This is a genomic window from Clostridium sp. HCS.1 (assembly GCF_047900555.1).
Lineage (GTDB): Bacteria > Bacillota > Clostridia > Clostridiales > Clostridiaceae > Clostridium.
Window position 1 is genome coordinate 1,991,743 of record NZ_CP170704.1, and the last position, 26,197, is coordinate 2,017,939.

Here is a 26,197-nt window from a genome sequence, read left to right on the forward strand (position 1 = left end):
GAGAGGTAATTATGGAAAACATATATGTTAAAGATATTATTAATATAATGACTAAATATTGTGGAATATTAAAAGTTATCAAATGTAAAAATCTTAATTCTCAATTAAAAGATATTGATAAGATTATTAATTATATTAGTTTATATAGTGATATTTCTTTAGAGGATATGAGGTTGAAATTAGATATTAAAGAATATAAGGATAGTAAGAATACTAATAAACAATCTTTTTTAGATGTTATAAAATTATTAGAAAGCAAAGATTTTAATAAAATTAATGGTATAAAATTAAAATACAATAATCTTAATACAAAGACAGATGTAGTGAAATTTATTCTAAGAAAAAGCAAAGAAGAATTATTAAAATCATCAACTTTATTAGATTTAAATTTGCTTTACTATTTATTAAATGGAAATACAAAATTTATGAAAATTAAAAAGGAAGAAGTGTATAATAGCATTATAAGTTATATAAAAGCTATGAAACAAGGAGAAGCATTTAAGAATCTATAAATAGTATAAGTATTACTAATTATTGAGAACATAAAATATAGATAAACTAAATTATAAAGGTGATAAAATGAAAAAATGTATGTATTGTAAAAAAGAATTAAATAATAAATATTTTGAAAATAAGATAGGATTTTTTTGTAGTGAAGAACATTATTTAAAGTATTTAGATAGCTTAAGTAATGAGGAGTATATAGCCCTTCAAAATAGATTTTGTGTTTGCAGTGATGATTAATTTCTATAATATTCTATACAAATTAGTAAAAAATATTGTATTTTCTTTTTAAAAGTGGTATATTTCATAAGAAATACTTTTAATTTAGTTCAGAGAAACTAAGAAGGGGGATAATATTATGAAAAATACATCAGAAAAAGAAATAGCAATGGTGGACGTCAACGAGAAGGTTCCACTAAGGAAAGCTATTCCGTTAAGCATTCAACATTTATTTGCAATGTTTGGAGCTTCAATTCTAGTTCCTATCTTATTTAACATTGATCCAACAACAGTACTATTCTTTAATGGAGTAGGGACATTACTTTATGCCTTTATTACAAAAAGAGGTATACCAGCGTATTTAGGATCAAGCTTTGCTTATCTAGCACCAACATTCCTCTTATTTAGTGAAGGTTATAGTTTCCAAAGTGTACAAAGTGGTTTTGTAATTTCAGGTCTTGTTTTTTCAATAGTAGCAATTATTGTAAGTTATACAGGTACTTCCTGGATTAACAAATTATTTCCACCAGCAGCAATGGGTGCAATAGTAACTATAATAGGTTTAGAGCTTGCATCAAATGCAGCTGATATGGCAGGTTTCCCAGTTGGAGGCTCAAATTCACCAGAATTAAATACTACATGGGTAATAGTATCAATGGTTACTCTTGCAACAGTTATACTATGTAATGTACTACTTAAAGGATTCTTAAAGGTAATTCCTATCTTAATAGGGGTTGTTGTTGGTTACATAACAGCTTATTTTGTAGGTCTTGTAGACTTTACTGCTGTAAGTAATGCATCATTCTTTGCAGTTCCACAAATACACTTAGCAAAATTTGAAATGACTCCAATATTAACTATACTTCCAGCTACATTCGTTGTATTAGCTGAACATATTGGACATTTAAAGGTTACTAGTAGTATAGTGGGTAGAGATTTAACTAAGGATCCAGGACTTCATAGATCTCTTTTAGGTGATGGATTATCAACTATGGTTTCAGGTTTCTTTGGTTCAGTACCAACTACAACTTATGGTGAAAATATAGGTGTTATGGCATTAACTAAAGTATATAGTGTATATGTAATATGTGGTGCAGGTTTAATTTCAATAGTACTAGGATTTTCAGGTAAGCTTTCAGCATTAATAAGCACAATACCAACTCCAGTAGTAGGAGGAGTTAGCTTATTACTATTTGGTACTATAGCAACATCAGGTCTTAGAACCTTTATAGAAGAAAAAGTTGATTATTCTAAATCAAGAAACTTAATTCTTACATCAATAATATTTATGGTTGGCTTAAGTGGAATTAAGTTAAGCATAGGTGTTGTAGAATTAAAGGGAATGGGTCTTGCTGCAGTAGTAGGAATAGCATTAAACTTAGCATTTATAATATTTGATAAGCTTGGAATTATGAATGAAGAAGCTTAATGTATATGTAATTAAATAATATATCTAATGTTTCCCATGGAATAGATTTACTAAGTATAAATCTATTCCATATTTTTATATTTTAAATAGTATTATCTTTACTTTAATGTGTTTATAAAGGATTATAATATTTAATATAGGTATTAATATGTTGAAAATGAATATTAACAGTATTAGAATAAAGCTAATGAATTATTTTTAGGAGGAAATTTTGGATAGAAAATTAATTGAGAAAATTATAGGAAAGAAATATTATGTCGATTTAAATGATGAAATATATATTCTAAGAAATATGACATCAATAATGAGAGAAAAAATAGTCTTTAAAGAAAATTTTACTGAAGATTTTCTTAATGAAATAAAAAAGAAAGTGTTAAAATCTAAAGCCGTAGTAGATAATATAATTGAAGGTCTAGAAAATGATAAATTTGCTCAAGGATATACTAATAGTAAGATTTACTTACTAAAGTATTTAAAGGATTATCAATATAATTTAAATGGAATCTTCAAAACAATAAATCCATTAAGTTATGATGAATTAATTATATATACAAATAGTTTAATAGATCTTATTTTGTTATTTTAGGGGCTGTGGCACAGCCCCTAATTAAAAATTTAGAATTTTAAAACTAATAATGCGGCAGCACCTATCCCTTTGGTTTAAATATCATTGCAGTAAAGAATCCGAAGACTATTGCAGAAGATACTCCAGCACTTACTGTTTTTAATAATCCATTAAAAATTCCAATAAAGCCAAACTCTTTAGCTTCGTTTATTGCAGCTGTTACAAGGGTATTCCCAAAACTACTAATTGGAACAAAGGCACCTGCACCTGCAAACTTTACTAATGGATCATATAAACCAAGCCCTCCTAAAATTGCACCTATAACAACTAATGTGCAAGTTGTATGGGCTGGTGTAATTTTCAAAATATCCATTAGCAATTGACCAATTACACAAATTATACCACCTATAATAAAAGCAAAAATAAATTTTTCCATATATATCACACCTTTTTACATTTCTATAGATACTGCATGGGCAATACATGGTATGCTTTCTTTTTGTTGAAAAGAAATAGGGGAGAAGAGAGCACCAGTGGCAACTACTAATATTCTTTTTAACTCTCCCTTACGCATACGATTTAATAAATGGCCATAAGTTACACTTGCTGAGCATCCACATCCACTTCCACCAGCAAAACTTGGTTGTTCTTTTTTATAAATTAAAAGTCCACAATCTGTAAATATATCTTTTGGCATATTTATATTATGTTTTTGAAATAATGCATTTGCAGTTTCATGACCAACCTTTCCTAAATCACCAGTTGCAATTAAATCATAATATGTAGCGTCTATATTTAAATCTCTAAAATGAGCTTCAATAGTATCTACAGCAGCAGGTGCCATTGCTGGTCCAACATTATATGGGTCTGAAATCCCCATATCCATAACTCTTCCAATAGTAGCTGATGTTACCTTGGGACCATTTCCTTTTTCAGAAAGTACTGCAGCGCCGGCTCCTGTTACTGTCCATTGAGCCGTAGGAGGCCTTTGGACTCCATAATCTGTGGGATATCTAAATTGTTTTTCTGCAGCTGCATTATGGCTGCTTGCAGATGTAAGAACGTATTTTGCAGATTTACTATCTATTAATTGAGCAGATAATGCTAAGCCTTCCATAGCACTTGAGCAGGCACCAAAGATACCTAAATAAGGGATTCCCAGTGTTCTAGCAGCAAAACTACTAGATATTATTTGATTCATTAAATCTCCGCTAAAATAGAAATTAATATCTTCTTTTTTTAGTTTTGCTTTTTGAATTGCTCTATGACAAGCGTGTTCTAATATTGCTTTTTCAGCCTTTTCATAACTGTCTTGACCTACCCATAAATCTTCAGTAATTATATCAAAATCCTTTGCTAAAGCTCCATTTCCCTCAAAGGGCCCACCAACAGCAGCAGAAGCTATAATTGTTGGTTTTGATTCAAATATCCAAGATTGATGTCCTTTAAGCATTTACATCCCTCCTAGCCATATGATTATCATCTTAATTGTCGCTACTATAAAGGCAGAAATAACTCCATATACTACAATAGCTCCTGCAAGTCTAAACATATTACCAGCAACTCCAAGAACTAGGCCTTCACTTTTATGTTCCATTGAAGCAGAAGCAATAGAATTTGCAAAGCCTGTAATAGGTACGGCAGTTCCACATCCTGCCCATTGGCTTATATGGTCAAAAACACCAAAGCCAGTTAATAGAGCAGCACAAAATATTAATACTACTATAGTAGGAGAGACTGAAGTTTTTTCATCAAATCCAAAATAGTTTATAAATATCCATTGTAGAATTTGACCTATTGTACAAATAGCCCCTCCAGCTAAAAAAGCTCTTATACAATTTTTTAATATAGGTCTTTTTGGTTCTATTCCTTTAACTAACGCATCAAATTCTTGCTGTGTAGTAGTCATTTTTTTCTTCTTCATATTTGACATAGCTTATCACCTTCTAACGTAATAAATGTGGTTCTAATTTTTCTAAGATTTCTTCAAGCTTTTTTGCATTTTTAGAGTACATATTTTTTGCCTCTATGTTATCTGTATCTAATGAATAAGACATAAGATCTGATACTGATTTTTGAATACTTGCATAAAGCACTTCTTTAATTTGTGCCTTAGGTACTTGTATCATATCATCATAAAGATCAACATATAGGTCTCCAGAGGAATCTACTTGACCAAGAAACACATTTTCAAGAGATACTCCTTGAATTTCTAATTGTGTACTTAGCCATCCTTGATTTAAACCAGCATTAGTAAGACCTTCATTTAGAATATTTCCATCTAGAATTACTGCTTGTGGTTCAGATTTTGCACCTAATTTTTTCCCTAAATCAAAGGAAGTAACAGGTTTCTTATCAGCTTTTAAGCTTATATTAATATCTCCATTTGACTCCATTAAAGCAAATTCTACATCTGCCAAATTAAAGGCATTTTTTGAACGCATTTGCTGCAAGAATTCTTGACCTGTAATTCTTTCTTTAGATAAATTATCTTCCATTATTTTTCCATTCTTAATTAGCACTCTTTCTTTTCCATGCAATATGTTATAAATTGTTTTACTTTTCATTTCTGCATAATCTAAAGCTAAAGGCATAAAAGCCCATATAGCTAATGCAACTAATCCAAAATAGAAATTACTTATTATATTTAATGACATTAAAGCAATTATCACAGCAACAACAGAATTTGAAATTAAATCAAAAGTAGTAGACCTAGCTATTGTTTTTCTCTTTCTATATTTAGTTATTACTATTGCTACAAAAAATAAAAATATTGATTTAAATAATATTATTAACCAAGTACTCATTTCTTCACCTCACTTAGTTACCCTTGTATTGTGGTTCTTCAAATTCCATAACTCCTATTCTTTTGTCTAATTCCATGTTGATTTTATTTATTTGCTCTAATGCATCACTGTATATAGATTTAGCTTCTTTATTTTGTTCCTGAACGTAATACATTCTTAAAGTAGCTTCCGCACCTTTTAAAGTAGCTAAGGTTTGTTTTACTTTTGAAATAGCACTCATATTAAAGTCTCCTTTATTATTGAAATCTTTATAGCATTACTTTAACCTTTATATAGTGTTTTAATTCATTACTTTACAAAAATTATTATTTAGGCATATAAAGGGAAAAATTTCATCTTGTGAATATAGAATATTTAAATTAGTTATAACTAACAATATATTAGAAAAATAAAATTATATAGGAGGAATTATTATGCCAACAGGAACTAAACTTGAAACAGCCTTAGCTAGTGCAAAGGGATTAGCAGCTGATATGAAGACATTTTCTTTAGACACTGACAATCAAGAAGCAAAACAAATGTTTAATCAACTTGCAACTACTATGGATAGCGTAGAACAATCACTTCAATCTAGATTAGATTTTGTAAAAGAACAAGAGCCTCAATATGATAAATAGAATTATTATATTGAAATGAGAAAAGGACATTATATAGTTTAGATCTATATAATGTCCTTATGTTTTTTTGTAATATATTTAATTATTTGGTATTACCCATTTATTAAGAGTTTACATTTTCTATCACTTCATTAGTATCTTTATTTTATGTCATTAAACTTAATGATTGTTTGATTCCCAGTACTCATCTCTTTTATATTTATAGTAGTATTTTTTTCTTCCTCTTCTCCTAAAAGAATAACATATGGGATATTAAGCTTATTTGCATAACTTATTTTTTTCTTAAGCTTATCTTCTTCAAAATAAATTTCAACTGTTTTACCTAAAGAGGAGAGTCTGTTATAAACTTCATAAGAATATTTATAAGTATCACCAATTGGAATTATTAAATATTCAACCTTTGATGGCAATTTATATTTATCTATAAAACCTATCTCTTTTAAGACAAAGAATAACCTAGTTAATCCTATGGAAATACCAACTCCAGGTAAAATATTAGTTGTATAATTTTCTGCTAAGTTATCATATCTTCCTCCTGAACAAATAGATCCATATCCTTCATTATTGACTAATAAAGTTTCAAATACAGTTCCTGTGTAATAATCTAATCCTCTTATTATTTTTAAATTGATTTCATATTCAGTAGGCTGTACCCCTAAGAAATCTAATGAAGTTGTAACTTCTTTTAATTCTTTAATTCCTAAAAGAAATTTATCATTATTTATTTTAAAGGAATCTAAAGCATCTATTACATCTTCAGTAGAACCATATATATTTATTATTTCACTTATCTTTAGTGCTTTTTCTTTTTCTACTATCTTTTTTAATTCTAATTCAAATAGTTCCTTACCAATTTTATCGAATTTATCTATTAGAATCATAACTTCATTTATATTATCAATTTTTAAATCTTCCAATAGACCTGACAGGATCTTTCTATTGCTAATTTGAAATTTATATTTACTTAAACCTATAGATTTAAAGGCTTTTGAAGCTAAACTTATTACAAAGGCATCATTTTTAATACTTAGTTTATCCTTACCAATTATGTCTATATCACATTGATAGAATTCTCTATATCTGCCTTTTTGATTTCTTTCACCTCTATATACTTTTCCAATTTGGTATCTCTTAAATGGAAATGTTAATTCATTAAAATATTGAGCAGTATATCTAGCAAAGGGAACTGTTAAATCAAATCTTAAGGATAAACTTTTACTTCCTTTATTAAAGGAGTATACCTGTTTTTCAGTTTCTCCTGCGCTCTTAGCTAATAATACTTCTGATTTTTCAATTATTGGTGTATCAATTGGTAAGCATCCGTTATCCTCGTAAACCTTTGTTATTTTTTCAACTATGTCATTAAAAATTCTTTGTTCTATAGGTAATAATTCCATGAAGCCTGGTAATATACTTGGTTTTATTATAGTATTTTTCATTTTAATCTCTCCTTATATAAATAATTATAATTGTACAGAAAAGCCCTGTAGGCAAGTTCTACAGGGCTTAACAATATGATTGTACTAATCATAGCCTAGAGAAGCAAGCCTACTGAAAATAGACTTGCATCTTATATAAGATGAAGTCTCTCTAGCAATGATGATGTATGTAATTTAAATACATTAGTACTTTCATAATTTTTCCTCCTAATTTTATTATTAATATAATAAACTAAGGACAAAAATAATTCAATAATAAGAGCGTAATTTGTATAAAAATAATATTAATTATTTTTATATATATCTAAAATATGGTATATTTATAGTAAGGTAAACTTATAATAGGAGGAAAAGAAATGGAATTAAAAGAAAAAATAGATGAATTAAAAGATTATTTAAGCCAATATGAAAGATTAGAACAGGCTATTGGCATAATTTATTGGGATATGAGAACTAACATTCCAAGTAAAGCTGGTGAATCAAGAGGTAAGGTTTTAGAGTATCTATCTAGCGAAGCTTTTAAAATGATAACAAGTCCAAAAGTAGGAGAGTTTATTAATGACTTAACTCCTTATAAGGATGAAATGAATAAAGTAGAACAAAGAATTCTTCAAGAACTAGAAAAGAATTATAATGAAACTAAGAAAATTCCACAAGATAGATATGTAGAATATGTAGGCCTTTGTAGTAACTCAGAAATTGCTTGGGAAAAGGCGAAAGATGCTAGTGACTTTGAAATATTTAAACCTTACTTAGAAAAAGTAGTGGAATTTCAAAAGGAATTTATTAATTACTGGGGATATAAAAATAATAAATATGATACTTTATTAGATAAATATGAACTAGGTCTTACTACAGAAAAGCTAGATAAAATTTTTTCTGAATTAAAAGATGGTATAATTGAAGTATTAAATAAGGTTAAAGGAAGTAATAAGAAATTGAATCGTGATTTCTTATATGGACATTTTGATGAAGGTAAGCAAAAAGAACTATCCTTATTTATATTAGAGAAAATAGGTTTTGATATGGAAGCAGGTAGATTAGATGTAAGCGTTCATCCATTTACAACTAACTTTGGTAATAAGGATGTTAGATTAACTACTAATTATCACGAAGATGAATTTACATCAGCTTTATTTAGCACAATACATGAAGGTGGTCATGGAATTTACGAGCAAAATATTAGTGATGATTTAGAATCAACAGGATTACAACAAGGAGCATCTATGGCAATTCATGAATCACAATCAAGATTCTATGAAAATATATTAGGAAGAAGTAAGGAATTCTGTTCATATCTTTTACCTGTGGCTAAAGAATATTTTTCTGACTTTAAAGATGTTACTTTAGATGAATTTTATGAAGCTATGAATTATGTTGAAACATCATTAATAAGAACAGAAGCAGATGAGTTAACTTATGGACTTCATATTATAATTAGATATGAAATTGAAAAAGAATTAATTAATGGAAGAATAACTGTAAACGAACTTAAAGATACATGGAATAAAAAGTATAAAGAATATCTAGGAGTAGAGCCTAAAAATGATGCGGAAGGAATTCTTCAAGACATGCATTGGTCAGATGGATCCTTTGGTTATTTCCCAAGCTATGCTTTAGGAAATCTATATGGTGCACAAATGTTTAATACACTTTTAAAGGAAAAACCAAATGTAATGGAAGAAGTTAAGAATGGAAATCTTACTGAAATTACTAAATGGCTAAATGAAAAAGTTCATGTTCATGGTGCTATTTATACTCCAGAAGAACTTATAAAGAGAATTACTGGTGAAGAACTTAACCCTAAATACTTTATAGATTATTTAAAGAATAAATACTATAAAATTTATGATGTAGAGTAGAATTAAAGATACTGTAATACAGAACATCCTTTGTATTACAGTATCTTTTTTATACTCAATAGAAAAACTAAAGATAAAAATGTTATAATATTTATAAAAATTATATTTATGGAGTACTTAAATGGGAAGGTTTAAAGAAATATATATTAAATATTTAAATTTAGATAAAGAAATTAAAGAATGTATTAAAGAATATTCTAAAGAATATATTTATGATAAAGAGAACAGAAGGTTATTATTATCTCAATATATTTTAATGTCCAATAACTATATATATGAAATTAAAGCTATTGAAGGAACAGCTCATCTTTGGACATGGAGTGATTTTAAGGATGAAGCTAAAGGTAAGATTTTAAGTTATAAAACTGAAGGAAATATAATCATAAGTCAGCTAATGGAATTTGAAGAAGATGTACCTTTAGATTTATTAAATAAATATGGATTAGAAATAGTATTAAGACTTAATTAGTAAATTAGATTTTTATTTACTGGGAAATAATGGTAAATAAGATTACTTTTTTATACTATAGAAAATTACCTAGGTCATAAATAGCTTAAGTATATTGAATCAAAGAAAAATACATCCTATTATTTCATATATGGAGGGATGTATTATGAAAGAACAAAGCTTAAAATCACATGAAAATTGGAAAGGTAAAATAGAAGTTATAAGTAGATGTCCAGTAAATACTAGGGAGGATCTTGCAGTTTCTTATACCCCAGGGGTATCGTATCCATGTTTGGAAATACAAAAAGATAGTGAAAACTCATATAAATATACTAGAAGGTCTAATTTAGTAGGTGTAATTACTGATGGAAGTGCTGTATTAGGATTGGGGAATATTGGACCATTAGCAGCTATGCCTGTTATGGAAGGGAAATGTGTATTATTTAAGGAATTTGCTGATGTAGATGCATTTCCACTATGTATAAATAGTAATGATACTAATAAAATAATTGAAACAGTAAAATTATTAGAGGGTAGTTTTGGAGCCATTAATTTAGAAGATATTAGTGCACCTCGTTGCTTTGAAATTGAAGAAAAGCTTAATGAGATTTGTAATATTCCAGTATTTCATGATGATCAGCATGGTACGGCTATAGCTGTATTAGCTGCATTGTTAAATGCTATAAAGCTAGTTAATAAGGATAGTAATGTAAAGATAGTAGTAAATGGAGCAGGTGCAGCTGGAATAGCAATTTCTAATTTACTTTATGATGCTGGCTTTACTAACATTGTAATTTGTGATAAATATGGTATAATCACTATTAACAATGCAGGAAATATTTATCAAGAGAAATGTGCATATAAATTCAACCAAAACAAAAAGGGATTACTTCAAGATGCTCTAGTTGATGCAGATGTATTTATAGGAGTAAGTGCAGGAAATATAGTGACTAAAGAAATGGTGGAATCTATGAATAAAGATTCTATTATTTTTGCATTAGCTAATCCAGTGCCTGAAATAATGCCTGAAGTTGCAAAGGAAGCAAAGGCAAAAATTATTGCAACTGGAAGAAGTGATTATCCAAATCAAATTAATAACTTACTAGTTTTCCCAGGGATTATAAAGGGAGCTTTAATTGCTCGCATAAATAAAATAACAACTGAAATGCAATTAGAAGTAGCTAAAGGTATAGCTAGTTGTATAAGTGAAAATGATCTAAATGTAAACAATATTATACCAAGTGTATTTGATAAAAAAATTGCTAATTTAGTTTGTAATATTATTTATAGTTTTAAAAATTAAGGAGTATTATATGGAGAATTTAGCTAAATTATTTAATAAGTTAACTAATAGTGAACAAAAGGTATTTACATATATTTATTATAATCAGCAAAAAGTTATGAAGATGAAAATAACTGATTTAGCTAAAGAAACCTTTACTTCTAAAACTGTAATTATTAATTTAGCTCAAAAGTTAGGTTTTGAAGGATTTTCTGATTTAAAATATTATTTAAAATCCAATATTAACTCTGAAGATATCATTAATATAATGGAAGATTTGCAATATGAACTTAAACAAAATATTGAGAAAACTTTTATTGTAGCAGAAGGAGATTTATATAAAAGAATTTCCGAAAAAGTAATAAAAGCAAAAACAGTATATGTATTTGCTCGTGGTACAAGCAAAGCAGCTGGCTATTATTTAAATCATTTATTATTAACTGTAGGAATTAAGTGTATTTTTGTAAAAGATTATAATCTTCTCACTTTAGTTAGTAAAACCTTAGAAGAGGGTGAATTAGTTATTTTAATATCTTTATCAGGAAATACTACTAAGATATTAGAAGTCGCTAACATTGCTAAAGTAAGAGGGTCTGAAGTAATTGCAATAACTTCCTTTGGAAATAATGAGTTATCAAAAATAAGTGATTATACTTTACATTGTGTTTCTAATGACACTGAAACTAAAGATAATGATAGCATATCAAGAATAAGTATGTTTATAGTTATCGAAATGTTAATAAATTCAATTAAGATATTTTACAAAGAAAAAGCCTAGATTTATAATCAGGCTTTTTCTTTATAAAAAATCCATTGTAATCTTTAAAATGACATAAGTCATTTTAGGGGACCTTTGTATTTATAAAGAAAAAGAGTATCACTAACTTCTATTGAAAGATTTTATTTGAGTCTTTAAAATAAGCATTAAGAAGAGATCTCTTTAAAGTAAAGGTATTCATAAAATAAATTTAATAATATGGGGGAAAATAACATGTCAAAAGAGTTTAGTCAAAAAATTCAACAATTTGGTAGAACTTTATTGCTTCCAATTGCTGTAATGGCACCTGTTGGTATGATTCTAGGAATAACTGGAGCTTTGGTTCAATCCTATATGATTGCAAGATTCCCTTTCCTAGGCAATGAAGTCTTAAATACAATTTTGGTAAATATAAGAACTATTGCTGGAGCTGTATTTGATAATATTCCATTAATGTTTGCTATGGGAGTAGCTTATGGAATGTCAAAGAAAGATAAAGGAATATCAGTTTTTGCATCAGTAATAGGATATATAATATTAATAATTTCTATGAATGTTTGGTTAACAGTAACTGGTAAGTTAGCTGCACCAGAAGTAATGAGTCAATTTGGACAAATTAAGGTTCTTGGAATTCAAACTATGAACATTAATGCTTTAGGTGGTATTATAACTGGTTTAGTGGCTGCCTGGGCTACTGATAAATTCTATAAGCTTGAGTTACCAATTGCTTTTGCGTTTTTCTCTGGTAAAAAATCTGTTCCTATTATTACAATGGGAATAATGATGGTTATTGGTTTAACAGTTCCATTCTTATGGGAGTTTTTTGTAAAGGCTTTAACTAAATTATCAGTAGTATTCTTAAGTCCAGTTGGACCTTTCTTTACAGCTGCAGGTGAAAGACTATTTATTCCATTTGGATTACATCATCTTTGGAATGCATTATTTAGGTTTACTGAAGCTGGTGGATCCTATGTAATAAACGGAGAAACTTTTGTTGGTGTAGTTCCTACATTAAATGAAGTTTTATTCAATCAAGGACCTAGTAGTGAATATTGGAGTATGATGCCATCATTAACAAGATTTATGGCTCAACAACAAATGTTATGTACTTTATTTGCTTTTCCAGCTATAGGATTAGCTATGTACAAAACTTCATATAAAGAAAACAAAAAGTTAGTTAAGTCATTAATGGTTACATGTATATTAACAGCACTTTTAGGAAATGTAACTGAACCATTAGAATTTTCATTCGTATTTATAGCTCCATTATTATATGTTGTATATGCATGTATTATTGGGGTAGGAGCAGTTGCTTTATCTCTTGCTAATGTAGGAATAGGATATATTAGAGGAACAATATTTGACTTTACAATCTTTGGATTACTTTATGAAAAAACAAATTGGATTTGGTTTATACTAATTGGACTAATATTAGCAGTGGTTACTTATTTTGTTTTCAAATGGGCAATATTAAAGTTTGATTTAAAAACACCAGGTAGAGAGGATTCACCTTCAGTAGATAATACTTTAATAAAAGAAAAGAGATATGATGAAATTGCTAAGATAGTAATTGAAGCCTTAGGCGGTAAGGGAAATATTAAAAACGTAGATAATTGTATTACTCGTTTAAGAATAGATTTAGGAGAAGTGAATGTAATAGATCGTAAATTATTAGAGAGTTCTGGCTGTACAGGTATATTCTTACCTGCACCAAAACATATACACATAGTATATGGACCATTAGTTGAATTTGTAAGAAATGCCGTTGATGAGCAATTACAAAATATGTAATCTAATATAATATTAAGTGGAGGGATAGAAGATGAGAAGTAGTAACATAATTACAATAACTGGAGCAGGAAGTGCAAGAACTCCCGCATTAATAGGAAGTTTAGTAAAGTTAAAGGATAGATTTCCTTTAAAAAAGATAATTTTTTATGATATTGATGATGAAAGAACTTCAAAGATGGAGGACTACATTAGATTAGTATTAAAATCTTATTCTCCTGAAACTGAAGTTGTATTTACGATAGACAAAGATGTAGCCTATGAGAAAACAGATTTTGTTTTTTGTCAAATGCGTGCAGGAAAGAATGAAATGAGAAGTTTCGATGAAAAAATTCCTTTGAAATATGGATTAGTAGGACAAGAAACCTGTGGCCCTGGTGGCTTTGCATATGGTATGAGATCCATTGATGCTATGATACAAATGGTTAAGGATGTTAGAAAGCATTCAAAGGATACTTGGATACTAAATTATACAAATCCAGCAGCAATAGTAGCATTAGCTTTAGATAAAGTTTTTCCAGATGATGATAGAATCCTAAATCTTTGTGATCAACCATACTCTTTAATGCGTTCTTATGCAAAAATATTAGGAGTTCCACAAGAAGAATTAAGGGCTACTTACTTTGGACTAAATCACTTTGGGTGGTTTACTGATATAAGGGATGTTAATGGGAAAAATTACTTTGACAAATTAAGAACTTATTTAAGAGATTCTGATTTTAAACCTTATAATGCAGAACAACGTTCAAAATCTTGGTTAGATACTTACTTAAGAGTAAATAAATATATGAAATTCTTTGATGAATATATACCAAATACTTACCTTCAATATTACTTTTTCCCTGATGAAATAGTAGAGGAAAGTGATCCTAATTATACTAGAGCTGATGAAGCTAAAGATTCAAGGGAAAAGGAAATTTGGGACATATGTTCAAAAGCTAAAAATGCTAAGTCCATTGATGAAATTGAAATTATCACTGATAGTGTATTTGGTAATTTAATGGTTGAACTTGCAGAATCTATAGCTTATGATCTTAATAATGAATTTATATTAATGAAAAGAAACAGTAATATAATTACTAACTTCAATAAGGATGCTATAGTTGAAGTATCAGGAACTGTAGGTAAAGATGGTGCTAATCCATACCAATATGGAGAAATTAAACCTTTCTACAAGGGACTTATGGAATCTCAATATGCTTATGAACTTCTTACTGTAGAAGCATGCCTAGAGAAAAATTATACCAAGGCATTACAAGCATTAACTTTAAATAGAACTATAGTAAATCCTGAAAAGGCTAAATTAGTATTAGATGATTTAATGGAAGTAAATAAAGATTATTGGTATTTAAAATAATAAAATTAGCCCCATGCTTCAAGCTTGGGGCCTTTTCTTTAAAAAGTACTATTTTTCTCCTTAAAATAGTCACCTTCAATAATATTATCTGCTATTTTAAATATATCTTGTAGAAGAGTTCTTTCTTCTTCATCTACAGGATTACCCATAATTTCACCACTATTTAATATAGTTGAATTTCTATTAGTGTTAACTAAAATACGACCCATAGAAGTCTCTACGAACTTTTCCTTATCTATACCTAATAAATAAGCTATAGTAGGTAAAAAGTCAACTTGACCACCAGCCTTAGAAATTGTAGAAGGTTCTATATCCTTATTATATATAATAAAAGGAATTTGCTTATTATTATCCTTCCACCAATCTCCATCAAGTGGAGCATCTGTTATCATATCTTCATAGAATTTATGAACACCACAATGATCTCCATAAATCATTATAACTGTATTATCTAGCTGACCATTTTTAGCAAGTTCTTCTAAGAATAATTTAATAGCTTCATCTGTATATCTTATGCTTTGAAAATAACTCCCTAACATATTTTCATCTAATTCCTTAGGCAAGTCTAGTAGCTTTTTATCCTCTGGAATATCAAAAGGGCCATGACTAGTTAAAGTAGCTATAAAAGTATAGTAAGGTTCTTTTTCATCCTTTAGCTTAGTAGCAATTTGTTTTAAATATGATTCATCTGATAAACCTGGTCCTATAACTTCATCTAAATTAAAATCCTTTATATCCCAAAGCTTATCTGCTTCAAAAGCCTTATGTGGTTCAGCCCAATTCCAACTCCCTGGTAGTTCTGCATGGGTTGATATTGTATTATATCCTTCATTGTTTAAAAGCATTTGAAGACTATTATATTTAGTCCATGGATATGTTGGAAAGGTACTATTAGTTCTTACTGGGAAAATAGAAGTATTAACCATTAAGTCTGCATCAGAGCTTGTCCCAGAATTATTTTGCTCATATATATTATTAAAATACAAACTGTTTGATAATAATTTATTTAATGTTGGTGTTATTTCTTGTCCATTAATCTTTTGATTTATTACAAAATTTTCTAAGGATTCCACTTGTATAGCTATTAAGTTTTTTCCTTCTAAGTATCCAGCATATTCATTATCTTTTATATTTTCATTATTGTTTTTAAACCAATTATCTATTTCTTCTATTTCAGAAGAGTTTAATTCTTTATTAAGACTTGTATAATAAAATAAATCATATCCATGATATCCTAGTGGACTCATATCACTAAAAGTTTGATAAGGTGCCCAAGATAATCTTAAAAATGATTGACTTTGTATAACGCCTTTAATATCTATATAATAATGAGCTAAATAAATTATAATTCCACTTAATACAAATATTGTTGAAGCTTTTATTATTCTAAACACTAATTTTGAATTATCTCTATAATTTCTAACTTTATTGAATCTAAATAAAATAAATAAAAATATAAAATCTACAAAGAATAATAAATCTACAATTCTAAAATTAAATAAGTTCTTTCCTATTGGATTAAAAATTTCTGGATGAATTAAATGTCTTATTGATAAGAAAGTACCATTTGCTCTGTAATACCATATATCTAACAAAAATATAATAGATATAATAATATCTATAGTTAAGGCTGCTCTTAATTTCCCTTTATACTTAAATAGATAAATAATGCTTAAAATTAAAGTAATAATTACTAAATGTGCCCAAATGGCTGGAGTGCCAAAATACATTGTAGCAAAATTAATACTGGATGAATCATCTGTTCTTAGCATTGATAGTAATAACATCGATTTACCTTGTATTATTAAAACCATTAATATAAAAAGCCAGTTATTATATATTAGCTTTTTCGAAATATTTTTCATATCAATTCCTCCCAAAGTAATTTACCTACCTATTTTATATTAATTTTGTAGTTATTGCTACAATTATAATCTTATGTAAATAAAAATTAATAAATATTTATTATAAAAAGATAGTGTTTATTTATAACAATATATTTATAAATATATATAATGTATTATTAATGATTAAAAGGAGTTTTATATGGAAAATCCCTAAATTAACCCCAGTAATAATATTTGCAGTTTGTTCCACCATTAATGACAATTTAAATTATATTACTTATTTAAATAGTAGATATAAAAATAAATACATCGTAAATAATGAAAAAATAAAGAAGGTAGCAAAAGATATTCTAAAAGATTTATTCAAATAAAGATAAAAGGCCTTAGGAAATAGTAATCCTTAAGGCCTTTTATCATTATTAAGTAAATAGATGTTATTAAAATATTAATATAATAAAAAAGCAATTTTATTATATTATTTGCTACTATAATCCAAGAAATACAATTATTTATATTTTATAATGTAGTTATTAAAAGTAAGATATTTATTTAATTATAGAGGTGATAAGATGTTTGGAAAATTAAAAGGATATGAAGTTAATAAAAATGAAATTACAATAGAGTATGAAAAAATTAAAGCAACTATAAGTATTATTACTGAAGGTGTTATTAATTTCTTTGTTCCTCTTCACAGAAAAGAAAGAAACTCAAAAGCAGTAGAGAAAATTAATTATACCAATGTAGATTTTTCTATTGAAGAAGAAGAAAGCAGTATTATTTTAAAAACAACTAACCTAATAATAGAAATAAAAGATAACTTTATAGTTAATATCTATGATAAAGATAGAAATATATTATGTAGAGATTATAGTGGTGAAAGAGAGCCCTTTGTAAGACATGGAAATAACTTGTTTTTAGCAGAAGAAGAAGGTCATAATCTTAATGGACATAAAGATTATAAGATTTTTATTCCAAAGATTATGGAGGATAATATGTATTTTTATGGTCTTGGTGAGAGAACAGGTTCTTTAAACAAAAAAGGATATCATTATAAAAATTGGAATACAGACGATCCAAGTCCTCATGGAGAAACTTTTGAACAATTATATAAATCAATTCCATTTTTAATTTCTTTAAAGGATAATAATGCCTTTGGTATCTTTTTTGATAATCATTTTGAAACTCATTTTGATATGGGAAAAGAAAATTCTAATTACTATTATTTTTCAGCAGTAGATGGGAATGTTGATTACTACTTTATATATGGACCAGAAGTTAAAGATGTAGTAAATGAATATACAAATCTAACAGGTAAAACTCCTCTTCCTCAAATGTGGACACTAGGTTATCAACAATGTAGATGGTCATATTCTCCAAAGGAAAGAGTTCTAGAAATAGCAAAAGCTTTTAGAGAGAAAAATATTCCATGTGACACATTATATTTAGATATAGATTATATGGATGGTTTTAGAGTATTTACCTGGGATAATAAAAACTTTGAAAATCCTAAGGCTTTTATTGATGAACTTAATAAAATGGGTTTTAAAGTTGTAACTATTATAGATCCTGGGGTAAAAATAGATAAAGAGTATAGTATATATTCTCAAGGGCTTAAAAATGATTATTTTGCAAAAGATAATGATGGAATAGTATATAAAAATCGAGTATGGCCAGGTGAATCTGTATATCCTGATTTTATGAATTCAAGGGTTAGAAAATGGTGGGCAGATAATCAAAAAATTATCATTGATACTGGTGTTTCAGGAATATGGAATGATATGAATGAGCCAGCTAGTTTTAATGGACCTTTACCTGATGATGTAACTTTCAATGAAGATGGGTTAGAGGTTACTCATAAGGAAATTCATAATATTTATGGACATATGATGAGCAAAGCTACTTATGAAGGAATAAAGAAAGCTACAAATAAAAGGCCTTTTGTAATTACAAGAGCTTGTTATTCTGGCACTCAAAAATATTCAACTGTATGGACTGGAGATAATCAAAGTACTTGGGAACACTTAAGAATGTCAATTCCTATGCTAATGAATTTAGGTTTAAGTGGAATGAGCTTTTGTGGAACAGATGTTGGAGGTTTTGGCCATGATTGTACTGGAGAATTATTATCTAGATGGGTTCAAGTAGGTACATTTACTCCTTTATTTAGAAATCATTCAGCAATGGGTACTAGAGATCAAGAGCCTTGGGCCTTTAATATAGAAACAGAAGAAATTAATAAAAAATATATAAATCTTAGATATAAATTAATTCCATATTTATATGATTTAATGTGGAAGGGTGAAAGTACAGGTGCACCAATTATTAGACCTCTTCTATTTGAATATCAATATGATAAGAATACTTATGAAATAAATGACGAATTCCTTTGTGGAGATAGTATTTTAGTTGCACCAGTATTAGAGCAAGGAATGAAACAAAAGCTTGTTTACTTACCAAAGGGAAATAGTTGGATAGACTATTGGACAGGTGAAAATTATAATGGAGGCCAATATATAATAAAAAATTCACCATTAGATATTTGTCCTATATTTATAAAAGAATCTTCAATTATTCCAATGGGGATTAGCCAAAATTATATAGGTGAAGTAAATAATGATGAACTAATTTTAAATGTCTATTTAGGAGAAGATGGTAGAGAGTTTAATTATACCCATTATAATGATGATGGTGAAAGCTTTGACTATAAAGAAGGAGTTTATAACCAATATGAGATAAAGGTTTCAAATAAGGATACTATAAATATATACTTTACAGTAATTAAAAATCATTATATTAATAAATATTCTAAAGTTAAATTTATATTAAATAACTTAAAGGAAGAGAAAAAAATATATATAAATGCTAAAAAGGTCACTTTAAATAATAATATTATAGAATTTAATATATAATAAGCAAATGGCTAGTAGGGAGAAAATCCTACTAGCATTTATTTAAGTAAATATAAAATCAATACTATATATATAATATCTCATTATTAAAATTATAAATATAATATAAACTAATTATACTCAATAAAATTTCCTATAAAAACAATTAGTTATATAGTTGATAAATATTTGCTTAGACTAGTTGACTTAAATATTTAAAAGGTATAAACTAAAATTAATTGTATACAATTTAATTTTAATAAATACATAAATGGAGGAAAGTGAAATGAGTTTTTATGATTTTAAAGCAAAGGATATCAATGGAAATGAACGATTAATGAGTGATTACAAAGGTAAAGTACTTGTAGTTGTTAATACTGCAAGTAAATGTGGTTTTACTCCTCAATATGCTGATTTAGAAAAAATCTATAAGGAATTTAATAAAAGTGGATTAGAAATATTAGGTTTCCCATGTAATCAATTTATGGAACAAGAACCTGGGAATAATAGTGAAGTTAAAAGTTTTTGTGAACTTAATTATGGAGTTACATTTGATTTATTTGAAAAAATTGATGTAAGAGGGGCCTCTGTTCATCCAATATTTAAATATTTATGTAGTGAAAAATCTTTTGAAGGTTTTGATTTAACTAAAGCAAATGGCAAATTATTAAATAGTATATTAAGCGAAAAGTTTCCTGAATATTTAATTGATGATTCAATAAAATGGAACTTCACAAAGTTTCTTATAGATAGAAATGGGAATGTTATAAAAAGATATGAGCCAACTGTAGATCCTCTAGATATGGTTGAAGATATAAAGAAATTACTTTAATAGGAGATGTTTTATTTATGAGCTTTTATGATTATTCTGCAAAAGATATAGATGGAAAAGAAAAATCAATGAGTGATTATTCAGGTAAGGTTGTGTTAGTAGTTAATACTGCAAGTAAATGTGGTTTTACTCCTCAACTAAAAGATCTTGAATATTTATATAAAGAGTACAAAGATTTAGGATTAGAAATATTAGGTTTTCCATGCAATCAATTTTTAAATCAAGAACCTGGTGATAATAAGGATGTTAAAAACTTCTGCGAAATTAATTACGGTGTTACATTTGATATGTTTGAAAAAATAGATGTTAATGGAAGTAATACTCATCCAATATATAAATATTTAAAAAATCAGGAAAAGGGAATCTTTACTAAAGATATTAAGTGGAATTTCACAAAATTCTTAATTGATAGGAATGGAAATGTAGTAAAAAGATATTCGCCAACAACATCTCCTTTGAAGATAAAAGAAGACTTAGATAAAATACTATAAAATAAAATATATATTGACATAAATACGTTTAAAATGTAAAATCAATTTAATTTAGTAAAATTAAATTTGATACTTATATTGTAGGTGAAAAATATGAATGAATATAGTAGTCTAAAATTAGATAATCAATTATGTTTCTCTTTGTACGCTTTATCCAGAGAAATAATAAAGCTATATAAACCTTTATTGGATGAATTGAACTTAACCTATACTCAATATATAGTGATGCTTGTATTATGGGAAGAAGATAAAGCAAGTGTAAAGCATATTGGAAATAGGTTACATCTAGATTCTGGAACCTTAACTCCATTGTTAAAAAAACTAGAAGCTATGGGCCTTGTAAAAAGGTATAGAGATCAAAGTGACGATAGAGTTGTTATAGCTGAACTAACTGAGAAAGGTTCTTCTCTTAAAGAAAAAGCTAAAAATATTCCTAATAAAGTATTATGTAATATTAAGCTTCCAGTAGAAAAAGCTGTTGAATTAAAAAATAGCTTAGATGAATTATTGGATAACTTAGAATAGTTTTAGACATAAACTAATAATTATAAATTAATAATTCAATACTTTTTTTAGAGCTGTTTTTTTTGCAGCTCTTTTTATATGAACAAATTTATTGCACAAACCAACATACTAGAGTACTATATTAAGTGTTTATTAAAAAGTCGGAGTGATTAATATGGTAGAAAGATTACAAAAATATATGGCAAGATGTGGTGTAGCATCTAGACGAAAGTGTGAAGAAATCATACTTAGTGGGAAAGTTAAAGTTAATAATAAGCTAGTAAATGAACTTGGAGTTAAAATAAATTCAGAAATAGATATTGTTTCTTATGAAGGTAAAATAATTAAGCCAGAAGAAAAGAAGCTTTATATTATGCTTAATAAACCTGAAGGATATATTACTTCTGTGAAAGATGAAAAAGGAAGAAAAACTATTTTAGATTTAGTCAAAGTAGATGAAAGAATTTATCCCATAGGAAGATTAGATTATGATAGTTCTGGATTAATTTTATTAACTAATGATGGTGATATATATAATAAAATAATTCATCCAAGAGTTAAAATAGGGAAAAAGTACATAGTGTTATGCAAAGGTGAATTTAGTAAAGAGGAACTTATTAGATTTGAAAATGGTATAGATATTGGCGGCTATGTAACTGCAAAGGCAAAAATAGAAATTCTAGATAAGGAAAAAGGGAAAAATAATTCTATTAATACCTTAGTAGAAATTACAATTCATGAAGGTAAGAATAGGCAAATAAGAAGAATGTGCGAAGCTCTTGGTCATCCTGTAATTTCTTTAAAAAGAATATCTATTGGAGATCTTAAATTAGGTTATCTAAAAAAGGGTGAGTGGAGAAACTTAACAGAAAATGAATTAAAATATTTAAATTCATTATAGAGGTGTAATATGTTTAAATATGTAGGTAATATTAGTGACTTATCTCATTATATAATTAGAGATTTTGTTGAAAATAAAAATGTTGCAATAGATGGAACTCTAGGTAACGGATTTGATACTGATTTTTTATCATCTTTATTTCATAAGGTTTATTCCTTTGATATTCAAAAGGAGGCTTGTGAAAATTATATAAAGAAGAATAATGAAAATGTTAATATAATAAATGATTCACATCATTTGTTAAAAAATTATGTAGATGAGCCAGTTGATTGTATCATGTATAATTTAGGATTTCTCCCAGGTGGGAATAAAGAAATAACGACTTTACATGAAACTTCATTAGAAAGTATTAAAGCTGGATTAGATATATTAAATAGCGGTGGAATAATGACAATTTGTATTTATAGAGGTCATTATGAAGGTAAAATAGAAGAAACTTGCATTTTAGATTATCTAAAGGATCTACCAAAAAACCAGTTTGGAGTAATGATTCAATCTTATTTAAATAGGCAGAATATCTCACCTATATTAGTTATAGTTGAGAAAAAATAGAATTGACAACTTACAAATATAAGAGAAGTTTTTATAGTAAATATATAACAAAATGAAATAATTATTGATGATTTATTCAGAAAATGATAATATATAATTAACAATTTTTAGTTTTATTGAAAAGAAGGGATACGGATGGATACTAATCTTAACGACAACTCAAAAGATTTAATGCGATTAATACAATCAAGGTTCCCAAGATTGAGTAAAGGGCAAAAATTAATTGCTGAATATATTTTAAAGAGCTATGATAAAGCTGCTTTTATGACTGCGGCTAAACTTGGTGTATCTGTAGGAGTTTCAGAATCAACAGTAGTTAGATTTGCAAATGAACTTGGTTTTTCAGGATACCCTAAACTTCAAAAGGCTTTGCAAGAACTAATAAAAAATAAACTTACTACAGTACAAAGATTAGAGTTATCAAATGACTATATAAGTGAAGGATACGCTCTTAAAGGAGTTCTTAAAGCTGATATGGAAAACATAAGAGCTACATTAGAAAAAATTAATTATAATACCTTTGAAGAAGTTGTAAAAAAAATATTCGAAGCAAAAAGAATATACATAATTGGGCTTAGAAGTTCTACAGCTTTAGCAGAATTCTTAGGCTTTTATCTTAATATAATTTTACAAAATGTAAGAACTGTTGGAAATGGAATATCAGATATTTTTGAACAAATGATTAATTTAGAAGAGGGAGATTTAGTTATAGGAATAGGTTTCCCAAGATATGCCTCAAGAACCATTGATGCTTTAGCTTTTGCTCAAGATAGAGGTGCTAATGTTGTAGCTATAACAGATAGTCTTCTATCACCTTTAGCAGCCAAAGCAGACTATTCTTTAATAGCACAAAGTAACATGGCTTCCTTTGTTGATTCTTTGGTTGCACCATTATCTGTTATTAATGCATTAATAATAGCTGTAGGTATGAGAGAAAAACAAAGTATTACTGCTACTTTTAATAATTTAGAAGAAATTTGGAGAGAATATAACGTTTATTCTTATAATAATAAAAATGTTGCTGATGATTAATTATGATATTGTATAAAAACGACCATTATTTGGTCGTTTTTTCATTTATAAAAGTTGAATTTAATAATTTTAAATGATATATTTATTAAGACAAAATAATGCTTGGAGGATTGTAATGAAAAAGGTTATAGTAATTGGAGCAGGCCCAGCAGGTATGATGGCTGCTATAACAGCCTCAAAAAATAATAAAGTTATTTTACTTGATGGAAATGAAAAGGTTGGTAAAAAGCTATTCATTACAGGGAAAGGTAGATGTAATGTAACAAATAGTAAGGATATATCAGAGTTTTTTGACTTTATACCAGGGAATCCTCACTTTTTATATAGTGCATTATATTCTTATACAAATGAAGATACCATAAATTTTTTTGAATCTCAGGGAATAAAGCTAAAGAATGAAAGAGGGGGTAGGGTTTTTCCTGCTTCAGATAAATCTTCAGATATAATAAAAGGATTAATGAAGGAAATAATCAAAAATAACATAGAACTAAAATTGAATAGTCTTGTTACTAATATTAAGTTTAGTAATAATACAATAGAAGCTATAGAAGTTAATAACAAATATTACATAGAGGGAGACCATTTTATTATTGCAACTGGCGGTGTTTCCTATCCTTTGACTGGATCCCGTGGTGATGGCATAAGGTTTTCAAAATCTCTTGGACATAATATAATAGATTTAAAACCATCATTAGTACCAATTGAATTAAAGGATAAATGGATAAAAGACTTAACTGGTTTAACTCTTAAAAATATCGAGATATCTCTATATAATGGTATTTCAAAAAAACCTATATATAAAAATCAAGGTGAGATGTTATTTACAAGTTATGGTTTGTCTGGACCTATTATTTTAAAAGCTTCAAGATATATTGAAGAAGATAAAAGTTATTATATAAATATTGATTTAAAACCCGCTCTTACTTATGACGAATTGGATAAGAGAGTACAAAAGGATTTTAAAAAGTATATAAATAAAGATTTTAAAAATTCTTTAGATGAATTGCTTCCTCAAAAATTAATACCTATAGTTATTTCTTTATCTAATATTGAAGAAAATAAAAAGGTTAATGAAATAACTAAAGAGGAAAGAAAAAATTTAGTTAACTTAATTAAAGGCCTAAAGGTAGGTATAAAGGGCTTAAGACCAATAGAAGAAGCAATAGTAACTTCAGGTGGAGTAGATACTTTAGAAATAGATCCCTCTACAATGAAATCTAAGTTAATAAATAACTTATCCTTTGCTGGAGAAGTTATAGATGTTGATGCTTTCACAGGAGGATACAATGTTCAAATTGCATTATCTACTGGTTATTTAGCTGGAAGCAATATATAATAGACTTGTTAAAAATATATAATAATAATATAATTTATATGAAAATGTTTTTCAAAGACGAAAGGTGGAATACTATTTTGAGAATATCAGTTGCTATAGATGGACCAGCTGGAGCTGGTAAAAGTACAATTGCAAAATTAGTTGCCAAGAATTTTGATTTAATGTATATAAATACAGGTGCAATGTACAGAGCTGTAGCTTTAGTAGCTAAAGAAAAGAACATAGGGGATACAGATGTTGATGCATTATGTGAAATAATTGATTCTTTTGATATGAAATTTGAAAATGATGATTTAATTTTAAATGGTGAAAATATTCAAGAAAAGATCACTATGCCAGAAATTAGTGGTATAGTTTCTAAATATGCATCAATAAAAGAAGTAAGAAGTAAATTAGTAAAACTTCAAAGAGATATGTCAAAGAAATTTGATGTTATTATGGATGGAAGAGATATTGGTACAGTGGTATTAAAAGATTCAAAGTTTAAGTTTTTTCTAACTGCAACTCCAGAAGCTAGAGCTGAAAGAAGATATAAGGAACTAAAAGATAGAGGGTTATCAGTAGACTATTCTACTATATTAGAAGATATAATAAAAAGGGATTATATTGATAGCCATAGAGAAATTGACCCGTTAAAGAAGGCTGAAGATGCTATTGAAATAGATACAACAAATCTTTCAATTGATGAAGTTGTTGAAAAAATATCCCTAAGTATAAAAAAATAAAAATATAATCTTAGG

27 protein-coding genes are annotated in these 26,197 nt (G+C 27.5%); 20 read left to right on the forward strand and 7 right to left on the reverse strand.

Annotation, left to right across the window (positions count from 1 at the left end; all coding sequences use genetic code 11):
• Positions 1-11: 11 nt before the first annotated feature.
• From ACFYH6_RS09450 to ACFYH6_RS09465, 4 genes are all read left to right on the forward strand, one after another.
• Positions 12-512, forward strand: a complete 501-nt coding sequence (locus ACFYH6_RS09450) for a hypothetical protein (RefSeq protein WP_416178470.1) — start codon at positions 12-14, stop codon at positions 510-512.
• A 67-nt stretch (positions 513-579) separates the two neighbouring features.
• Positions 580-744: a hypothetical protein gene (locus ACFYH6_RS09455; RefSeq protein WP_416178471.1), complete on the forward strand. Its 165-nt coding sequence runs from the start codon at positions 580-582 to the stop codon at positions 742-744.
• 118 nt (positions 745-862) lie between these two features.
• Complete coding sequence (gene uraA, locus ACFYH6_RS09460) at positions 863-2,152, forward strand: uracil permease (protein WP_416178472.1); 1,290 nt, start codon at positions 863-865, stop codon at positions 2,150-2,152.
• A 211-nt stretch (positions 2,153-2,363) separates the two neighbouring features.
• Complete coding sequence (locus ACFYH6_RS09465; RefSeq protein ID WP_416178473.1) at positions 2,364-2,738, forward strand: hypothetical protein; 375 nt, start codon at positions 2,364-2,366, stop codon at positions 2,736-2,738.
• A gap of 61 nt (positions 2,739-2,799) precedes the next feature.
• Here the strand turns inward: ACFYH6_RS09465 and spoVAE are convergent, their stop codons facing one another.
• Genes spoVAE through ACFYH6_RS09490 form a run of 5 tightly spaced genes read right to left on the reverse strand, consistent with a single transcriptional unit; the run spans position 2,800 to position 5,744 of the window.
• Positions 2,800-3,153, reverse strand: a complete 354-nt coding sequence (gene spoVAE, locus ACFYH6_RS09470) for a stage V sporulation protein AE (protein ID WP_416178474.1) — start codon at positions 3,151-3,153, stop codon at positions 2,800-2,802.
• A gap of 15 nt (positions 3,154-3,168) precedes the next feature.
• On the reverse strand, positions 3,169-4,170 hold the full coding sequence (spoVAD, locus tag ACFYH6_RS09475; protein WP_416178475.1) for a stage V sporulation protein AD: 1,002 nt from the start codon (positions 4,168-4,170) through the stop codon (positions 3,169-3,171).
• Entirely contained in the window at positions 4,171-4,650 is a 480-nt protein-coding gene (gene spoVAC / locus ACFYH6_RS09480; RefSeq protein WP_416178476.1) for a stage V sporulation protein AC, read from the reverse strand.
• Between the two features lie 13 nt (positions 4,651-4,663).
• Positions 4,664-5,524 carry a DUF421 domain-containing protein gene (locus ACFYH6_RS09485; protein ID WP_416178477.1) on the reverse strand — a complete coding sequence of 287 codons (861 nt, stop codon included), beginning with the start codon at positions 5,522-5,524 and terminating at the stop codon, positions 4,664-4,666.
• A gap of 13 nt (positions 5,525-5,537) precedes the next feature.
• Positions 5,538-5,744, reverse strand: a complete 207-nt coding sequence (locus ACFYH6_RS09490) for a DUF1657 domain-containing protein (protein ID WP_416178478.1) — start codon at positions 5,742-5,744, stop codon at positions 5,538-5,540.
• Positions 5,745-5,937: 193 nt separating this feature from the next.
• Here ACFYH6_RS09490 and ACFYH6_RS09495 point away from each other — a divergent pair, with 193 nt between their 5' ends.
• A complete protein-coding gene (locus ACFYH6_RS09495) occupies positions 5,938-6,141 on the forward strand; it encodes a DUF1657 domain-containing protein (RefSeq protein WP_416178479.1) in 204 nt (67 codons plus the stop codon).
• Between the two features lie 140 nt (positions 6,142-6,281).
• Here ACFYH6_RS09495 and hisS read toward each other — a convergent pair whose 3' ends face one another.
• A complete protein-coding gene (gene hisS / locus ACFYH6_RS09500) occupies positions 6,282-7,580 on the reverse strand; it encodes a histidine--tRNA ligase (protein ID WP_416178480.1) in 1,299 nt (432 codons plus the stop codon).
• 356 nt (positions 7,581-7,936) lie between these two features.
• Here hisS and ACFYH6_RS09505 point away from each other — a divergent pair, with 356 nt between their 5' ends.
• The 6 genes from ACFYH6_RS09505 (at position 7,937) to ACFYH6_RS09530 (ending at position 15,074) form a co-directional block, all read left to right on the forward strand.
• The gene (locus ACFYH6_RS09505; protein ID WP_416178481.1) at positions 7,937-9,442 is read left to right on the forward strand and encodes a carboxypeptidase M32; all 1,506 of its coding nucleotides are present in this window, start codon (positions 7,937-7,939) and stop codon (positions 9,440-9,442) included.
• 121 nt (positions 9,443-9,563) lie between these two features.
• On the forward strand, positions 9,564-9,911 hold the full coding sequence (locus ACFYH6_RS09510) for a hypothetical protein (RefSeq protein WP_416178482.1): 348 nt from the start codon (positions 9,564-9,566) through the stop codon (positions 9,909-9,911).
• Between the two features lie 145 nt (positions 9,912-10,056).
• The gene (locus tag ACFYH6_RS09515) at positions 10,057-11,193 is read left to right on the forward strand and encodes an NADP-dependent malic enzyme (protein ID WP_316345055.1); all 1,137 of its coding nucleotides are present in this window, start codon (positions 10,057-10,059) and stop codon (positions 11,191-11,193) included.
• Between the two features lie 10 nt (positions 11,194-11,203).
• Positions 11,204-11,950, forward strand: coding sequence for a MurR/RpiR family transcriptional regulator (locus tag ACFYH6_RS09520; protein WP_416178483.1), 747 nt, complete (start codon positions 11,204-11,206; stop codon positions 11,948-11,950).
• Between the two features lie 213 nt (positions 11,951-12,163).
• A complete protein-coding gene (locus ACFYH6_RS09525) occupies positions 12,164-13,720 on the forward strand; it encodes a PTS transporter subunit EIIC (RefSeq protein WP_416178484.1) in 1,557 nt (518 codons plus the stop codon).
• Between the two features lie 31 nt (positions 13,721-13,751).
• Positions 13,752-15,074, forward strand: a complete 1,323-nt coding sequence (locus ACFYH6_RS09530; protein WP_416178485.1) for a 6-phospho-alpha-glucosidase — start codon at positions 13,752-13,754, stop codon at positions 15,072-15,074.
• 38 nt (positions 15,075-15,112) lie between these two features.
• On the opposite strand, the gene ACFYH6_RS09535 is transcribed toward ACFYH6_RS09530, so the two are convergent.
• Positions 15,113-16,939: an LTA synthase family protein gene (locus ACFYH6_RS09535; RefSeq protein WP_416178486.1), complete on the reverse strand. Its 1,827-nt coding sequence runs from the start codon at positions 16,937-16,939 to the stop codon at positions 15,113-15,115.
• A gap of 551 nt (positions 16,940-17,490) precedes the next feature.
• Between ACFYH6_RS09535 and ACFYH6_RS09540 the strand changes: the two genes are divergently transcribed.
• From ACFYH6_RS09540 to cmk, 9 genes are all read left to right on the forward strand, one after another.
• A complete protein-coding gene (locus ACFYH6_RS09540; protein WP_416178487.1) occupies positions 17,491-19,830 on the forward strand; it encodes a TIM-barrel domain-containing protein in 2,340 nt (779 codons plus the stop codon).
• A 265-nt stretch (positions 19,831-20,095) separates the two neighbouring features.
• A complete protein-coding gene (locus tag ACFYH6_RS09545; RefSeq protein ID WP_416178488.1) occupies positions 20,096-20,641 on the forward strand; it encodes a glutathione peroxidase in 546 nt (181 codons plus the stop codon).
• A gap of 17 nt (positions 20,642-20,658) precedes the next feature.
• Positions 20,659-21,132, forward strand: coding sequence for a glutathione peroxidase (locus ACFYH6_RS09550; protein ID WP_316344708.1), 474 nt, complete (start codon positions 20,659-20,661; stop codon positions 21,130-21,132).
• Between the two features lie 93 nt (positions 21,133-21,225).
• Positions 21,226-21,657 carry a MarR family transcriptional regulator gene (locus ACFYH6_RS09555; RefSeq protein WP_316344707.1) on the forward strand — a complete coding sequence of 144 codons (432 nt, stop codon included), beginning with the start codon at positions 21,226-21,228 and terminating at the stop codon, positions 21,655-21,657.
• 154 nt (positions 21,658-21,811) lie between these two features.
• Positions 21,812-22,537 carry a pseudouridine synthase gene (locus tag ACFYH6_RS09560; protein ID WP_416178489.1) on the forward strand — a complete coding sequence of 242 codons (726 nt, stop codon included), beginning with the start codon at positions 21,812-21,814 and terminating at the stop codon, positions 22,535-22,537.
• 9 nt (positions 22,538-22,546) lie between these two features.
• Positions 22,547-23,089 carry a class I SAM-dependent methyltransferase gene (locus tag ACFYH6_RS09565; RefSeq protein ID WP_316344705.1) on the forward strand — a complete coding sequence of 181 codons (543 nt, stop codon included), beginning with the start codon at positions 22,547-22,549 and terminating at the stop codon, positions 23,087-23,089.
• 135 nt (positions 23,090-23,224) lie between these two features.
• Complete coding sequence (locus tag ACFYH6_RS09570; RefSeq protein WP_316344704.1) at positions 23,225-24,121, forward strand: MurR/RpiR family transcriptional regulator; 897 nt, start codon at positions 23,225-23,227, stop codon at positions 24,119-24,121.
• 115 nt (positions 24,122-24,236) lie between these two features.
• On the forward strand, positions 24,237-25,457 hold the full coding sequence (locus ACFYH6_RS09575; RefSeq protein WP_416178490.1) for an NAD(P)/FAD-dependent oxidoreductase: 1,221 nt from the start codon (positions 24,237-24,239) through the stop codon (positions 25,455-25,457).
• A gap of 77 nt (positions 25,458-25,534) precedes the next feature.
• Positions 25,535-26,182 carry a (d)CMP kinase gene (gene cmk / locus ACFYH6_RS09580; protein WP_316344702.1) on the forward strand — a complete coding sequence of 216 codons (648 nt, stop codon included), beginning with the start codon at positions 25,535-25,537 and terminating at the stop codon, positions 26,180-26,182.
• Positions 26,183-26,197: the final 15 nt, after the last annotated feature.

Coding starts and splice junctions, on each gene's coding strand:
- ACFYH6_RS09450 (WP_416178470.1), top strand. CDS start 12: ATGGAAAACATATATGTTAAAGATATTATTAATATAATGACTAAATAT.
- hisS (WP_416178480.1), bottom strand. CDS start 7,580: ATGAAAAATACTATAATAAAACCAAGTATATTACCAGGCTTCATGGAA.
- ACFYH6_RS09520 (WP_416178483.1), top strand. CDS start 11,204: ATGGAGAATTTAGCTAAATTATTTAATAAGTTAACTAATAGTGAACAA.
- ACFYH6_RS09535 (WP_416178486.1), bottom strand. CDS start 16,939: ATGAAAAATATTTCGAAAAAGCTAATATATAATAACTGGCTTTTTATA.
- ACFYH6_RS09485 (WP_416178477.1), bottom strand. CDS start 5,524: ATGAGTACTTGGTTAATAATATTATTTAAATCAATATTTTTATTTTTT.
- ACFYH6_RS09455 (WP_416178471.1), top strand. CDS start 580: ATGAAAAAATGTATGTATTGTAAAAAAGAATTAAATAATAAATATTTT.
- ACFYH6_RS09570 (WP_316344704.1), top strand. CDS start 23,225: ATGGATACTAATCTTAACGACAACTCAAAAGATTTAATGCGATTAATA.
- ACFYH6_RS09545 (WP_416178488.1), top strand. CDS start 20,096: ATGAGTTTTTATGATTTTAAAGCAAAGGATATCAATGGAAATGAACGA.
- spoVAE (WP_416178474.1), bottom strand. CDS start 3,153: ATGGAAAAATTTATTTTTGCTTTTATTATAGGTGGTATAATTTGTGTA.
- ACFYH6_RS09560 (WP_416178489.1), top strand. CDS start 21,812: ATGGTAGAAAGATTACAAAAATATATGGCAAGATGTGGTGTAGCATCT.
- ACFYH6_RS09525 (WP_416178484.1), top strand. CDS start 12,164: ATGTCAAAAGAGTTTAGTCAAAAAATTCAACAATTTGGTAGAACTTTA.
- ACFYH6_RS09540 (WP_416178487.1), top strand. CDS start 17,491: ATGTTTGGAAAATTAAAAGGATATGAAGTTAATAAAAATGAAATTACA.
- ACFYH6_RS09530 (WP_416178485.1), top strand. CDS start 13,752: ATGAGAAGTAGTAACATAATTACAATAACTGGAGCAGGAAGTGCAAGA.
- ACFYH6_RS09505 (WP_416178481.1), top strand. CDS start 7,937: ATGGAATTAAAAGAAAAAATAGATGAATTAAAAGATTATTTAAGCCAA.
- spoVAC (WP_416178476.1), bottom strand. CDS start 4,650: ATGTCAAATATGAAGAAGAAAAAAATGACTACTACACAGCAAGAATTT.
- uraA (WP_416178472.1), top strand. CDS start 863: ATGAAAAATACATCAGAAAAAGAAATAGCAATGGTGGACGTCAACGAG.
- ACFYH6_RS09495 (WP_416178479.1), top strand. CDS start 5,938: ATGCCAACAGGAACTAAACTTGAAACAGCCTTAGCTAGTGCAAAGGGA.
- ACFYH6_RS09515 (WP_316345055.1), top strand. CDS start 10,057: ATGAAAGAACAAAGCTTAAAATCACATGAAAATTGGAAAGGTAAAATA.
- ACFYH6_RS09550 (WP_316344708.1), top strand. CDS start 20,659: ATGAGCTTTTATGATTATTCTGCAAAAGATATAGATGGAAAAGAAAAA.
- ACFYH6_RS09565 (WP_316344705.1), top strand. CDS start 22,547: ATGTTTAAATATGTAGGTAATATTAGTGACTTATCTCATTATATAATT.
- ACFYH6_RS09490 (WP_416178478.1), bottom strand. CDS start 5,744: ATGAGTGCTATTTCAAAAGTAAAACAAACCTTAGCTACTTTAAAAGGT.
- ACFYH6_RS09575 (WP_416178490.1), top strand. CDS start 24,237: ATGAAAAAGGTTATAGTAATTGGAGCAGGCCCAGCAGGTATGATGGCT.
- spoVAD (WP_416178475.1), bottom strand. CDS start 4,170: ATGCTTAAAGGACATCAATCTTGGATATTTGAATCAAAACCAACAATT.
- ACFYH6_RS09555 (WP_316344707.1), top strand. CDS start 21,226: ATGAATGAATATAGTAGTCTAAAATTAGATAATCAATTATGTTTCTCT.
- ACFYH6_RS09510 (WP_416178482.1), top strand. CDS start 9,564: ATGGGAAGGTTTAAAGAAATATATATTAAATATTTAAATTTAGATAAA.